This window comes from Microbacterium sp. A20 (assembly GCF_004794515.1).
Lineage (GTDB): Bacteria > Actinomycetota > Actinomycetes > Actinomycetales > Microbacteriaceae > Microbacterium.
Map to the genome: position 1 here is coordinate 37,981 of NZ_SSDF01000082.1, position 12,984 is coordinate 50,964.

Annotated in this window: 12 protein-coding genes; 10 read left to right on the forward strand and 2 right to left on the reverse strand. The window is 70.3% G+C overall.

Annotation, left to right across the window (positions count from 1 at the left end):
- The first annotated feature begins 12 nt into the window (after positions 1-12).
- Genes DW298_RS12025 through DW298_RS12070 form a run of 10 tightly spaced genes read left to right on the forward strand, consistent with a single transcriptional unit; the run spans position 13 to position 10,593 of the window.
- Positions 13-2,040, forward strand: a complete 2,028-nt coding sequence (locus DW298_RS12025) for a primary-amine oxidase (protein WP_136042714.1) — start codon at positions 13-15, stop codon at positions 2,038-2,040.
- A gap of 36 nt (positions 2,041-2,076) precedes the next feature.
- Positions 2,077-3,687 carry an ABC transporter substrate-binding protein gene (locus DW298_RS12030; RefSeq protein ID WP_136042715.1) on the forward strand — a complete coding sequence of 537 codons (1,611 nt, stop codon included), beginning with the start codon at positions 2,077-2,079 and terminating at the stop codon, positions 3,685-3,687.
- A 1-nt stretch (position 3,688) separates the two neighbouring features.
- Entirely contained in the window at positions 3,689-4,654 is a 966-nt protein-coding gene (locus DW298_RS12035) for an ABC transporter permease (protein ID WP_136042716.1), read from the forward strand.
- Positions 4,651-5,535: an ABC transporter permease gene (locus tag DW298_RS12040; protein ID WP_136042717.1), complete on the forward strand. Its 885-nt coding sequence runs from the start codon at positions 4,651-4,653 to the stop codon at positions 5,533-5,535. Before DW298_RS12035 ends, DW298_RS12040 begins: the two co-directional genes overlap by 4 nt.
- A complete protein-coding gene (locus DW298_RS12045) occupies positions 5,532-6,527 on the forward strand; it encodes an ABC transporter ATP-binding protein (RefSeq protein WP_136042718.1) in 996 nt (331 codons plus the stop codon). The genes DW298_RS12040 and DW298_RS12045 overlap by 4 nt, the downstream gene beginning before the upstream one ends.
- Positions 6,524-7,315, forward strand: a complete 792-nt coding sequence (locus DW298_RS12050; protein WP_136042719.1) for an ATP-binding cassette domain-containing protein — start codon at positions 6,524-6,526, stop codon at positions 7,313-7,315. Before DW298_RS12045 ends, DW298_RS12050 begins: the two co-directional genes overlap by 4 nt.
- Complete coding sequence (locus DW298_RS12055) at positions 7,312-8,331, forward strand: P1 family peptidase (RefSeq protein WP_240745116.1); 1,020 nt, start codon at positions 7,312-7,314, stop codon at positions 8,329-8,331. The genes DW298_RS12050 and DW298_RS12055 overlap by 4 nt, the downstream gene beginning before the upstream one ends.
- Positions 8,301-8,978 (forward strand): FMN-binding negative transcriptional regulator, encoded by a 678-nt coding sequence (locus DW298_RS12060; protein WP_136042721.1) that lies wholly within the window; start codon positions 8,301-8,303, stop codon positions 8,976-8,978. Before DW298_RS12055 ends, DW298_RS12060 begins: the two co-directional genes overlap by 31 nt.
- Positions 8,975-10,072 (forward strand): C45 family peptidase, encoded by a 1,098-nt coding sequence (locus DW298_RS12065; protein WP_136042722.1) that lies wholly within the window; start codon positions 8,975-8,977, stop codon positions 10,070-10,072. The genes DW298_RS12060 and DW298_RS12065 overlap by 4 nt, the downstream gene beginning before the upstream one ends.
- Positions 10,069-10,593, forward strand: coding sequence for a hypothetical protein (locus DW298_RS12070; protein ID WP_136042723.1), 525 nt, complete (start codon positions 10,069-10,071; stop codon positions 10,591-10,593). Before DW298_RS12065 ends, DW298_RS12070 begins: the two co-directional genes overlap by 4 nt.
- A gap of 116 nt (positions 10,594-10,709) precedes the next feature.
- Here DW298_RS12070 and purH read toward each other — a convergent pair whose 3' ends face one another.
- Together purH and purN are read right to left on the reverse strand one after the other, a co-directional pair.
- Positions 10,710-12,317 carry a bifunctional phosphoribosylaminoimidazolecarboxamide formyltransferase/IMP cyclohydrolase gene (gene purH / locus DW298_RS12075; protein WP_136042724.1) on the reverse strand — a complete coding sequence of 536 codons (1,608 nt, stop codon included), beginning with the start codon at positions 12,315-12,317 and terminating at the stop codon, positions 10,710-10,712.
- A 35-nt stretch (positions 12,318-12,352) separates the two neighbouring features.
- Positions 12,353-12,940, reverse strand: a complete 588-nt coding sequence (gene purN / locus DW298_RS12080) for a phosphoribosylglycinamide formyltransferase (RefSeq protein ID WP_136042725.1) — start codon at positions 12,938-12,940, stop codon at positions 12,353-12,355.
- Positions 12,941-12,984 lie beyond the last annotated feature (44 nt).

Genomic DNA, 12,984 nt, shown 5'->3' on the forward strand with positions numbered 1-12,984 from the left:
GATGGAGACTCCATGAACTGCAGCTGTTCCCCGTCCGACCACGCCTCGCGCTCGCGCTCACTCGGCGACGAGTCCGGTGCGCCGTATGCGACCCTCTCGGCGGACGAACTGCAGCGGGTCGCCGAGACGCTGCGCGCCCACGGTGCGCTGGACGAGGCGCACCGGATCGCGTACGTCGGACTCGACGAGCCGGACCGCCACGAGGTCGCCGCCGGACGTCCGGTCCCCCGCCGTGCCCGGGTGCAGCTCCTCGAGACCGACACCGGGCGCGCTCGCGCGATCTCGGTCGACATCGGCACCGGCGAGCTCGCGACGGACGTCGACATCGACCCGGAGCACGACGGGCAGGTGCCGCTGCTCCAGGAGGAGCACGCGATCATCCGCGAACTGATCGGCACCGACGAGCGCTGGGCCACCGCCCTCGCCGCCCGCGGCATCGACGACCCGAGCACGGTCGCGCTGGCCGGCCTGTCGGCAGGCCGCTTCCCGATCGAGGGAGAGAGCGGGCGACGGCTCGCTCGCGTGCTCGGGCACCACCAGCCCACTCCGCAGACCATGCCCTGGGCGCACCCGATCGACGGGCTGGTCGCCTACGTCGACGTCGCGAGCCGCACCGTGGTCGACGTCATCGACGTGGGCGTCATGCCGATCCCGCAGGAGACCGGCGACTACCACGTGCCCGGCACGTTCGGTCCGGAGCGGACCACGCAGAAGCCCATCGTCATCACGCAGCCCGAAGGTCCGAGCTTCTCCTTCGAGGGCGACGTGATCTCCTGGGAGAAGTGGTCCCTGCGCATCGGCTACGACATGCGGGAAGGGCTGATCCTCCACGGCATCGGCTTCGAGGACGACGGGCGGGTCCGCCCCATCGTGCACCGCGCATCGATCGCCGAGATGCTGGTGCCGTACGGCGACCCCGGACCGGTGCGGTTCTGGCAGAACTACTTCGACACCGGCGAGTACCTGCTCGGCCGGCTCGCCAACTCCCTCGAACTCGGCTGCGACTGCGTCGGAGACATCACCTACCTCGACGTCCCGATCGCCGACGCGCGCGGCAACGTGAAGATCCTGCCGAACGTGATCTGCGTGCACGAGGAGGATGCCGGAGTGCTCTGGAAGCACACCGAGCAGTTCACCGGATCGAGCGACGTCCGCCGCCAGCGCCGGCTGGTGATCTCCTTCTTCGTCACCGTTGGCAACTACGACTACGGCTTCTACTGGTACCTCTACCTGGACGGCAAGATCGAGTTCGAGGCGAAGGCCACCGGGCTCGTGTTCACGGCCGCCTACGACGAGCGCACCAGCAGGTTCGCGAGCGAACTCGCCCCCGGTCTCGCCGCGCCGTACCACCAGCACCTGTTCTGCGCCCGACTCGACATGGCGGTCGACGACGGGCCGGCCGTCATAGACGAGGTCGACGTGCACGCCCTCCCCGTCGACGACGACAACCTCCACGGCAGCGCGATCGGCTTCACGAAGACGCGTCTGCGCAGCGAGCTCGAAGGTCGACGGCGAGCGGATGCCCGGGTCGACCGCACATGGCGGGTGAGCAGCGCGACGGCCACCAACCGGCTGGGCCGTCCCACCTCCTACGTCCTGACCCCCGAGAGCAAGCCCGTGCTCCTCGCGCAGCCCGAGTCGGTCATCGCCTCGCGTGCGCGCTTCGCGACCGCCGACCTCTGGGTCACGGCCTACGATCCCGACGAGCGCTACCCCGCCGGCGATGTCGTCAACCAGTCGGCACCGGAGCAGGGCCTTCCCGCGTTCGTCGCCGACGATGCGTCCCTCGACGGCGCCGACCTGGTGCTGTGGCACACGTTCGGCCTCACTCACTTCCCGCGCACCGAGGACTGGCCGATCATGCCGGTCGACACCTGCGGGTTCACGCTGAAGCCCCACGACTTCTTCGACCGGAACCCGACCCTCGACGTCCCGGTCTCCCCCCGCGCATGCGCCTGCGACCACGCAGGCGTCGGCGATGCACCACCCGAGCACCATCTGCATCACCTCTCTGTCCGCCCGTCGTCGCACGACGCCTGACCCGGCGCGTCCGACATCCCGAAGGGAAACACCGACATGCACACAGCAGCTCGAGCGGGAGTGGCCGCCGCCACCGTCGCGATCCTCGCCCTCACCGGATGCGCCGCCGGTGCATCACCCGACGCCGAACCGACACAGGACGAGGCGGCCCCCGGCTTCCTCGCCGTCGCCGACGAGGGATTCGACGCCGGCGGAGACCTCGTCGTCCAGGTCGACTACGACACCGCCGAGGCGAGCGGCCTCGACCCGCAGGGGGCCGCCACGGCAAGGTCCTGGATGCTGGAAGGGCTCTCGTACGAGACCCTCACCTCGATCGATGAGAACCTCGACGTCGCCCCGAAGCTCGCCACCTCGTGGGAGACCCCGAGCGACACCGAGTACGTGTTCACGCTCGCCGACGACGCCGTGTTCTCCAACGGCCGCCCGATGACCGCGGCAGACGTCGTCGGAAGTCTGCAGCGCCTGGTCGACACCCCGACCACGTGGACCGGCCAGCTCGGCCCGATCGCCTCGATCGAGGAGACCGGGGATCTCGAGGTCACGGTCACCCTGTCCAGCCCGTATGCGCCGTTCCTCGCGGCACTCGCCAACACTCCGGCCGCCATCCTGCCCATGGCCGAGATCGAGGCCGGCGAGATCGACATCACGACCGAGATGGTCGGCACAGGGCCGCTCGTCGCGACCGCGCACCGCCAGGACGAGGAGTGGACGTTCGAGCCGAACACCCACCACCCGGATGCCGAGGCGCTCGGCTTCTCGACGCTCACGATCGACATCGTCGGCGACGAGGCGACCCGTGCTGCGGCCCTCCGTGACGGATCCGCCGACTTCGCCGTGCTGAACTCCATCGACTCCGCCGAGCTGCTCGCCAATGCCTCGGACGTCACGGTGGTCGGGCAGCGCAACACCGACTTCCACTACCTGATGATCAACTCCCTGACCGGCGACGAGGCGCTGCAGGATCAGGAGGTGCGCTTCGCGATCAACACCGCCATCGACCGTGACGCGATCAACGAACTCGCCTTCGACGGATCGACGGCGGCCACCGGGGTCACTCCCGCGGGCCTGCCCGATGCCTGCATCGCAGCCGATCTGCCGTCGGCGAAGCGCGACGTCGCCGCGGCCAAGGCCGTGATCGACGGGGTCGGCGGGCTCGAACTCGACCTCGTCGTGTACACGGACGAGCCGGTGCTCGCGCAGATCGCGCAGGTGATGCAGCAGAACCTGGCGGAGATCGGGGTGAAGGTCGAGATCCAGCAGGTCGACTATGCGACGTACTCCGACCAGGTGTACGGCAGCCCGGCCGACTTCGACCTCGCACTCAGCTGGTTCGCCGGATACGCGGACCCGGCGATGGTGACGACCTGGTGGAACCCCGAGGTCGCCGGCTTCTCCGCGGTCTTCATGAAGGGGAGCGACGAACTCGACGCGCTGATCTCGGACGGGTACACCACCGCGCCCGGCGACGACCGCGCAGCCGTCTTCCAGGACCTGTGCGCACTCGCCGACGAGCAGAGCGAGATGGTGCCGCTGGTGCTGCGCCCCTCCACGATCGGGTGGAACACCGAGTCGCTCTCCCCGACGCTGAGCAGCGACGAGGGCTACGGCGACTTCCTCCGCTACATCACCGACTTCCGCGCCAGCTGACATGACCGTCGCTCTGTGGTCCCTCCGGCGCATCGGCGCCGCACTGCTGACGCTGGTCGTCGTCTCGGTGCTGATCTTCGCGTCGGTGCGTCTGATGCCGGGAGACTACATCGACCTCGTCCTGGGTCCGCTCGCCACCGAGGCGCAGCGGGCCCAGGCGGTGGCCGCATCCGGACTCGACGATCCCGTGGTCGCGCAGTACTTCCGGTGGCTCTTCGGCGTCTTCACCGGCGACCTCGGCTACTCGTTCGTGTCGAACGTCTCGGTGTCCGAGGAGTTCGGCGCACGGCTCCCCGTCACGGCGACGATCGCGCTGCTGACGATCGTGGTCACGCTCCTGGTCGGCATCCCGCTCGGCTTCCTCGCCGCCCTTCGCTCCGAGGGCTCGGCCGGGGCGATCGGCCGCATCATCAGCGCCCTCGGCATCAGCATCCCGGAGTTCCTCCTCGCCGGACTCGTCGTCTTCGCCGTCTCCACGCTGGGGCTCGGAGTGTCGGTCGGGCGGTTCGCCCCGTTCGCCGTCGACCCCGCACGATTCTTCGGCTCGCTGGTGCTTCCCGTGACGGTCCTCGCCGTGGGCTGCGTGGCCGTCGTCGCACGCAACACCAGGGACGCGGTCATGAACGTGCTCGTCGAACCTCACGTGCAGGCGGCCGTGGCGCGCGGCGAGACACCGGGCTTCATCGTCCGCCACCACGTGCTGCGCAACGCCGCGGCGCCCATCCTCACCATCGTCGGAGCACTGGTCGCGGTGCTGCTCGGCGGCACGGTCATCGTCGAGTTCGTGTTCGACATCCCGGGCATGGGCTCGTACCTGCAGACCGCCCTCGGCAGACGCGACTACGCGATCGTGCAGAGCGCGGTGCTGCTCGCGGCCATCGTCTTCATCGTCGCGAGCCTGCTCGTCGACCTCATCGCCAACGCGCTGGATCCCCGCCTGCGCCTCACCGGAGGGAGCAGCCGATGACCGTCGCACCCACGGCCACGCATCGCATCCGCGCCGCCGGAGAAGCGTCCAGGGGCGCGTGGCGCCGCAGCGACGCGGTCCTGCGCACCGCCATCGTCGTACTGAGCGTCATCGTCCTCGTCACCGTCTTCGCGGTGCTCACCGGGCTGACCGGGTCCACGGATGCCACGGTGGCCGGCCGCCTCGAGGGTCCGTCCGCGCTCGCTCCGCTGGGCACCGACAACCTCGGGCGGTCGCTGCTGCCCCGACTCTTCCAGGGAACCGCGACGACGCTCGTGGTCTCGATCGTCGCGGTGCTCTGCTCGGCGGTGGTCAGCACCCTGCTCGGAATGCTCGCGGGCTACTACGGCGGAGCGGTGAACGAAGCGGTCATGCGCGTCGCCGATGTGCTCTACGCCTTCCCCGCGCTCGTGCTCGCGATCCTCGTCTCGGCGCTCCTCGGCCCTGGACGACCGGCCGCGATCATCAGCATCGTCGTCATCACGATCCCCCTCATGACCCGGGTGGTGCGCATCGCGACCCGCGCGGTCGCCGAGCGGGACTTCATCGTGTCGGCGCGCATCAGCGGCGTGCGCACACCCGTGATCTTCGCCCGCCGACTCCTGCCGAACATCTCCGGCACCATCGCTGTGCAGGCGAGTTACGCCCTCTCGGTCGCGATCCTCGTCGAGGGCGGCCTGAGCTTCCTCGGATTCGGCGTGCAGGTGCCGGAGGCCTCCCTCGGCCTGCTCATCCAGCAGGGCATGCTCTACATGACGCAGGCTCCGCAGCTCGTCATCATCCCCGGCGTCGTGCTGGTCATCTCGATCCTGTGCATCAACATCATCGGCGACGGCCTCCGCGACCGATTCGAACCGCGAGAGACGAGGTCCCTCCGATGACCGCCGTACGCATCAGCGACCTGGCCCTGGAGTTCACCGGGGCGACGACCGTCCGCGCCCTCGACGGCGTCGACCTCGAGGTCGACGCCGGCAGCTCCGTCGCCATCGTCGGCGAGTCCGGGTCGGGCAAGTCCACGCTGGCCGCGGTCATCGGCCGCCTGCAGCCCCGCTCGGCGCGGATCGTGCGCGGTGAACTCGAGGTCGACGGGATCGACGTGCTCGGACTCGGGCACGAGGCGCTGCGTACCTATCGCCGCGACACCCTGGCCTACATCGCACAGGACCCGATCGGCTCGCTCGACCCGACCATGCGCATCGGCGCGCAGCTGAAGCTCGTGCTCCGATCTGTCGGCGACGACGGCTCCCTGCCGCGCCAGATCGAGCTGCTGGAATCGATGCGCATCGCCGACCCCGGCCGCGTGGTGCGGCTCTTCCCCCACCAGATCTCCGGCGGGATGGCGCAGCGGGTGGCGATCGCGATGGCCATGTGCCGTCGACCGAAGCTGCTGATCGCCGACGAGCCCACCGCCGCCCTCGACAGCCAGGTGCGCGAGGAGGTGATCCGGCTGCTGTTCACGCAGGCGCGAGAGCAAGGGACGACGATCCTCTGGCTGAGCCACGACCTCCCCGCCGTCGCCCGCTGGTGCGACGAGGTGGCCGTGATGTATGCGGGTCGAGTGGTGGAACGCGGACCCGCAGCCGCAGTACTCGGCAGCCCGGTCCACCCCTACGCCCGCGCCCTGGCCGCCACCGATCCTTCCCGGGCCCGGCGCGGCGAGCGCCTGTCCAGCATCCCCGGCTCCCCGCCCGTGTTGCACGGCGAGTCCGAGGGCTGCGCCTTCGCCGCGCGCTGCGCCCACCGCATCGACGCGTGCGACGTGATCCGTCCGGAACCCGTGCCTCCACGGCACAGCCTGTGCATCCGCACCGCCGAGCTCGTCGACGCCGATCGCCGGGCGCGACTGCTGCCCGAGGAAGAGGTCTCCGCATGAACGCCGCAGATGCAGCCGTCTCGTCCGCAGCCACACCCGTCATCGAGCTCGACGATGTCGACGTCGCCTTCACCTCCGGCTTCGGAGCGGGGCGGCGCGAGGTCAGGGCCATGTCGCATGTCTCCTTCGCGGTGAGGCCCGGCGAGACCCTCGGCCTCGTCGGGGAATCGGGCTCGGGGAAGACGACCACGGGCGCCGTGGTGCTCGGCCTGCAGCGCCCCGACTCGGGGAACGTGCGATTCCAGAGCGCGCCCCTCGCCCGCAGCCTGCGCTCCCGCGCTGGCCGCATGCAGGCCGTCCTCCAGCATCCGCGCTGGGCGCTCGACCCCCGTTCCACTGTGCTCTCCTCCGTCCTCGAACCCGTGCTGGTGCACGAGCGGCGCAATGCCGCGGTCGAGGAACGAGCGATCGCCATGCTCGACCGTGTCGGACTCCCCGCGTCCTTCGCCGCCCGCCGACCGCATCAGCTCTCGGGCGGTCAACTGCAGCGGGTGAGCGTGGCGCGGGCGCTCGTGACCCACCCGGCGTTCATCGTCTTCGACGAGGCGGTGAGCGCGCTCGATGTATCCGTGCAGGCGCAGATCCTCAACCTCATCCAGGACCTGCAGGCCGAGCACGGCTTCGCGGCGCTGTTCATCTCGCACGACCTGGCCGCCGTGCGGTACATCTCCCACCATGTGGCGGTGATGCGCGCCGGCGAGATCGTCGAGCATGCGCCCACCGACGTGTTCTACGACCTCCCCAGCCATCCCTATTCGCGTCAACTGTTCCAGGAGCTCTCATCGTGACCGACACCCACCGCCTCGCCCCCGTCGTCCCCGCGGGTCCGCGCCGTTCCAACGGCGACTACGCCCTCTCCCCCGTGCACGGCACGGACCGCGGGCAGGTCGAGTACGACTTCCCCGGGGTGCTGCTCGGCACCGCAGAGTACGCGGAGGGACCCACCGGGGCGACGGTGCTGTCGATCCCCGCAGGCGCGCGGACGTTCACCGACCGACGCGGAGGGGCGGTCGGTGCGAGCGGCCTCTACGGCTACAACCACGCGATCTGCCTCGCGGGCGGATCGGTCTACGGGCTGTCGGCCGTGGCCGGGGTGTCCGAGGCGCTCTTCGAGCGCGCGGACCACCGATCCGGCTTCGACCAGCTCCAGCTCGTGTCCGGCGCGATCATCTACGACTACTCGGTCCGCGACAACTCGGTCTTCCCCGACACCGCTCTCGGCAAGGCAGCACTGCAGGCGGCACGTCAGGGTGTGGTCGAGATCGGTCGCGTCGGCGGCGGAGCATCGGCCTCCTCCGGCAAGGTCGATCCCGCCCGTGTCGAGTTCACCGGGCAGGGCGTGGCCTTCCGCAAGGTCGGCGATGTGAAGGTGCTCGTGGTGACGGTGCTCAACCCGTACGGTGTGATCCTCGACCGGCAAGGCCGCATCGTCCGCGGCAACTACGACGACACCACCGGCGAGCGCCGCCACCCGGCACTCGACTACGAGGAGGCGATCGGCGAGTCGCGCCTGCTCGACTCCATGTCCGGCAACACCACGATCACGGCCGTCGTCACGAACGTGCAGCTCTCCGACGTCGAGCTCAGGCAGTTCGGGCTGCAGGTACACAGCTCGATGCACCGCGGCATCCAGCCGTTCCACACCCCTCTCGACGGCGACACCCTGTTCGCGCTCACGACCGACGAGGTCGCCCTCCCCGAAGACCCGGGCACCTCCCGTGGTCGGCTCTCGTTGAACTCCACCGCGGTCGCGACCCTGGCGGGCGAGACCGCGTGGGACGCGATCCTCTGCGCGGCGGGCTGATCGTGTACGAGTTCGAGAAGTACCTCGCCCCCTCGCAGCACGAGGTGAACGAGCTCGTGCGTCGCCATCCGTTCGCCCTGATCGTCTCCAACGGCGGCGGCGCGGCCGGCGCACCGACGGTCACGCACACGCCGATCATCATCGAGCGGATGGCGGAGGACGGCGGCTTCGTCGGCGGTGAGCTCCTGGGGCACATCGCGCGGAAGAATCCGCAGTGGGAGCAGATCGCCGACGGCGATGCGGTTCTGCTGGTGTTCTCCGGGCCGCACGACTACGTCTCCCCCACGACCTATGCCGACGACCCGAACGTGCCGACCTGGGACTATGCCGCGGTGCACCTCACCGCCCGGGTGACCGTGCTGGAAGACCCCGCCGACGGGATGCATGTCGTGACCCGCACGGTCGCGGAGCTGGAGAGCCTCGAACCCACTGCGTGGGACATGACGAGCTCGCTCCCCACGTTCGAGCGCATCGTCGGGGGGATCGTGTCGTTCCGCTTCGAGATCCTCGAACAGCGCGCCGTGTTCAAGGTCAGTCAGGACAAGCCCCGCGAGGTCCGTCAGCGCGTCGCGGCCGCATCGCGCGCACGCGGCTGCCCCTACGGCGACGTCGCCGAGCTCGTGGAGCGCATCGGAGGAGAGGCATGATCGTCCACGAGTGGACGTCGGAGACGGCCGACCAGCACCACGAGGGTCGCCGCTTCGGCGCGCACTGGGCGCCGCAGATGCTCGCCGCGCGCGACTCGTACCTGCGACTGTTCGGGCAGTCGGGTGTCTCCGCCGAGCAGGCGCGGAACATGGCCGACGAGTGCCGCGAGATGATCGAGACGCACGCGCCGGAGGTCGCCGAGGAGTTCCGCGGCGTCGCCGAAGGGAGCGGACTCGCGCTCACCGATGTGCACCTGCTCACGGCACGCACCGAGATCCTCGCCCGGATGACTCCGTCGATGGAGTGCTCGACCGCCGTCTACGTGCCGGATGACGCGACGCCGCCGCGCACCCTGCAGACCTGGGACTGGCACGAGACACTCTCGAACGAGACGGTCGTGCGGCGACTGCACTCGGCGTCCGGCGCCCGGGTGGTGACCTTCTCCGAATTCGGTCAGCCCGCGAAGATCGGTGTCAACGACCGCGGCCTCGGCGTGCACTTCAACATCCTCCACCATCGCAGCGACGGGACTCAGGCGGGAGTGCCCGTGCACGTCCTCGCGCGGATGATCCTGGACGGGGCGCGCACAGTGGCCGAGGCCGCCGCGATCGCCCGGTCGGTGCCTCTCGCCGCCTCCAGCGTGCTCACGGTCGTCTCCTTCGACGGCGAGACACCCGAGGCCGCCGCCGTGGAGGTGTCACCGGCGGGCGTGGCCGTGCTGTCCGCCCCGCGCGGACGGACGCTCGCGCACACGAACCACTTCCTCGATGAGACCCTCGCCACGGGTGAGTACTCCCCCTATGAGACGACGAGCGTTCCGCGGTACCGGTGTCTGACCGATGCGGGGGAACTCGCCCGCATCGTCGACGACCGCGAACGGGCGCTCGCCTTCGGTGCGATCCCGGAGGCCCCGATCTCGGTCCGCGCTCGGCCCGAGCAGCCAGAACACCTGCGCTGGGAGACGAAGCTCACGGTCGCGCTCGACGTGGCACGAGGTGCGATCGCCTTCGCCGCCGCCGCGCCGGCCGATGTCGCGACCGCGGAGTGGCGGCGGGTCGGCGTGGCGGATGAGCTCGTCCCGGCCGGACGGTGAGCGGCCTCCTCCATCTCGGTGCGCTCGTCCCCGCCGCGATCGGGGTCGGCACCCTGGTCCGGATGCGCAGAGACGCCGGTCGAGCCGAGCTCCTCGCGGCCGCACTGATGCTCGTGGGCATGGCGGATGCGATGACGCTGTCGCTCCTGCCGCCGGTCGTGTGGTTCGCCGCGCTGGTCGCCACGGCTCTCGCCCTCGCCGCAGGGCGCCGGGCGCGCCCCGTCGCCACCGCGCGGCCGGGTGCGATGCTCTCCACCCACCTCGCCTTCGGAGTGATCTCGACCGCGGCGCTGATCCTCCTCATGCCGGCGATGACGTCATCGGCTCCTGCGGTGCTCGCGCCTTCGCACGCGCACGGCGCGAGTTCGACGATGCCGCAGCTGGTGAGCGCGGGTCTGGCGCTGGGCACGCTCGCCCTCACCGTGGTGGCGTTGCGCGCCGAGCGCTCCTGGCCGCATCGGCTTCATCACGTCACCATGGCCGCGTCCACCGTCGCGATGTGCGCGATCGTCGCCATCTGAGGTGCGTCCGTCCTGCCGTTCCGAGACCCCGTCACAACGTCGAGACCCCGGCCTGCACGCGTCGGCAGGTCGGGGTCTCGGCGAGAAGCGGGGGTTTCGGCGCGGACGCCGGCCGCTCAGTGGAAGAAGTGACGCTCCCCCGTGAAGAACATCGTGACGCCGGCCTTGCGGGCGGCATCGATGACCTCCTCGTCGCGGACCGATCCGCCGGGCTGCACGATGGCCGTGACGCCGGCGTCGATCAGCACCTGCGCGCCGTCGGCGAACGGGAAGAACGCGTCCGACGAGGCGACCGAACCGGCGGCACGGTCTCCGGCGCGCTCGACCGCGAGGCGGCACGAGTCGACGCGGTTGACCTGGCCCATGCCGACGCCGACCGTGGCGTTGTCCTTCGCGAGGACGATCGCGTTCGACTTGACGGCGCGGCAGGCCTTCCACGCGAAGATGAGGTTCTCCATCTCCTCGTCGCTCGGGCGCTCGCCCGACACGAGCTCCCAGTTCTTCGCGACGGAACCGATGTCGTCCGGGAAGCGGTCAGCATCCTGCAGCAGCAGTCCGCCCGAGACCAGGCGCACGTCCATGCGCTCCTGCTGCCAGTCCTGCGGGAGCTGCAGCAGACGCAGGTTCTTCTTTGCCTTGAACACCTCGAGGGCGGCGGGCTCGAACGACGGCGCGACGATGACCTCGGTGAAGATGTCCTTGAGGTTCTCGGCCATCTTGAGGGTCACGGTGCCGTTCGCGGCGATGACCCCGCCGTAGGCCGAGACCGGGTCGCACTCGTGCGCACGCAGGTGGGCACTGGCGATCGGGTCGAGGGCGTTCGGGGCGGTCGTGGCGATGCCGCACGGGTTGGCGTGCTTGATGATCGCGACAGCCGGCTTGACCATGTCGTACGCGGCACGCAGCGCGGCATCCGCGTCGACGTAGTTGTTGTACGACATCTCCTTGCCCTGCAGCTGGGTGGCCTGGGCGATGCCGTGACCGCCGGCGCGGGTGTAGATCGCGCCGCGCTGGTGCGAGTTCTCGCCGTAGCGGAGGGTCGCGAGGCGCTCGGCCTGGATCGTGAGGTGTGCGGGCAGGTCGCCGGGCTCGGTGAGCGTGCCCTCGGCAAACCACTGGGCCACCGCGGTGTCGTAGGCGGCGGTGTGCGCGAAGGCGCGGGCCGCGAGCTCGCGACGCTGCGCGACGGAGGTGCCGCCGGCGGCGACGGCCTCTACGATCGCGGGGTATGACTGCGGCGACACGACGATCGCGACGTTGGCGTGGTTCTTCGCCGCGGCGCGCACCATGGCGGGGCCGCCGATGTCGATCTGCTCGACCACGTCGTCGCCGACCGCGCCCGAGGCGACGGTCTCGACGAACGGATACAGGTTCACCACGACGAGCTCAAACGGCGCGATGTCGAGCTCCTCGAGCTGACGCTCGTGCTCCTCGAGGCGCAGGTCGGCGAGCAGGCCTCCGTGGACCTTCGGGTGCAGCGTCTTCACGCGACCGTCGAGCATCTCGGCGACGCCGGTGACGGCGGCGACATCGGTCACCGTGAAGCCGGCATCGCGAATGGTCGCGGCCGTCGACCCGGTCGAGACGATCTCCACCCCGGCCTCGGCGAGAGCCGCGGCGAGGACGAGCAGGTCGGTCTTGTCGCTCACCGAGACGAGCGCGCGCCGGATCGGCACGGTGTCGCGATCGCGGTAGAGCGTGGGGTCGTGGCGGGGGCCGGCCATGATGGGCTCCTTCGTGCGGGGGCGTCGGGTGGGGGTCAGGAAGAAGAGGTGAGGGGAAGGTCGCCGGTGGCGATCCCGCGGACGACGTCGATGAGCAGACGTCGTTCGACGGGCTTGATGCGCTCGTGCAGGCTGTGCTCGGTGTCACCCTCGAGCACGGGCACGCGCTCCTGGGCGAGGATCGGTCCGGAGTCGACACCGTCGTCGACGACGATCACGCTGGCACCGGTCTCGGTGACGCCCGCGGCGAGCGCGTCGCGGACGCCGTGCGCTCCGGGGAACTCCGGCAGGTATGCCGGGTGCGTGTTGATAAGGCGCGGCGAGTACTGCGCGACGAGCGACGGCGGCAGCAGGCGCATGAGTCCGCTCAGCACCACGAGGTCGGGGTTCCAGACGGCGAGCTGGCGGGCGAGCTCTTCACCCCAGGCCTCACGGCTCTCGTGCTCGTGCCACGGCACCGTGAAACTGGGGATGCCGAACTCCTCGGCGTGGGCCAGCCCGTCGGCTTCGCGGTCGGCACCCACGACGATCACCCTGGCGGGGAAATCGGGATGACGAGCGGCCTCGAGGAGGGCGCGAAGGTTCGAGCCGGTGCCCGAGATGAGAACGGCGACCGTGAGCACGCGCCCAGTCTACCGGGGTGTGCATACTGCTCCCGCCCGGTGTC

Coding starts and splice junctions, on each gene's coding strand:
- DW298_RS12030 (WP_136042715.1), top strand. CDS start 2,077: ATGCACACAGCAGCTCGAGCGGGAGTGGCCGCCGCCACCGTCGCGATC.
- DW298_RS12050 (WP_136042719.1), top strand. CDS start 6,524: ATGAACGCCGCAGATGCAGCCGTCTCGTCCGCAGCCACACCCGTCATC.
- DW298_RS12025 (WP_136042714.1), top strand. CDS start 13: ATGAACTGCAGCTGTTCCCCGTCCGACCACGCCTCGCGCTCGCGCTCA.
- DW298_RS12040 (WP_136042717.1), top strand. CDS start 4,651: ATGACCGTCGCACCCACGGCCACGCATCGCATCCGCGCCGCCGGAGAA.
- DW298_RS12065 (WP_136042722.1), top strand. CDS start 8,975: ATGATCGTCCACGAGTGGACGTCGGAGACGGCCGACCAGCACCACGAG.
- DW298_RS12045 (WP_136042718.1), top strand. CDS start 5,532: ATGACCGCCGTACGCATCAGCGACCTGGCCCTGGAGTTCACCGGGGCG.
- purH (WP_136042724.1), bottom strand. CDS start 12,317: ATGGCCGGCCCCCGCCACGACCCCACGCTCTACCGCGATCGCGACACC.
- DW298_RS12035 (WP_136042716.1), top strand. CDS start 3,689: ATGACCGTCGCTCTGTGGTCCCTCCGGCGCATCGGCGCCGCACTGCTG.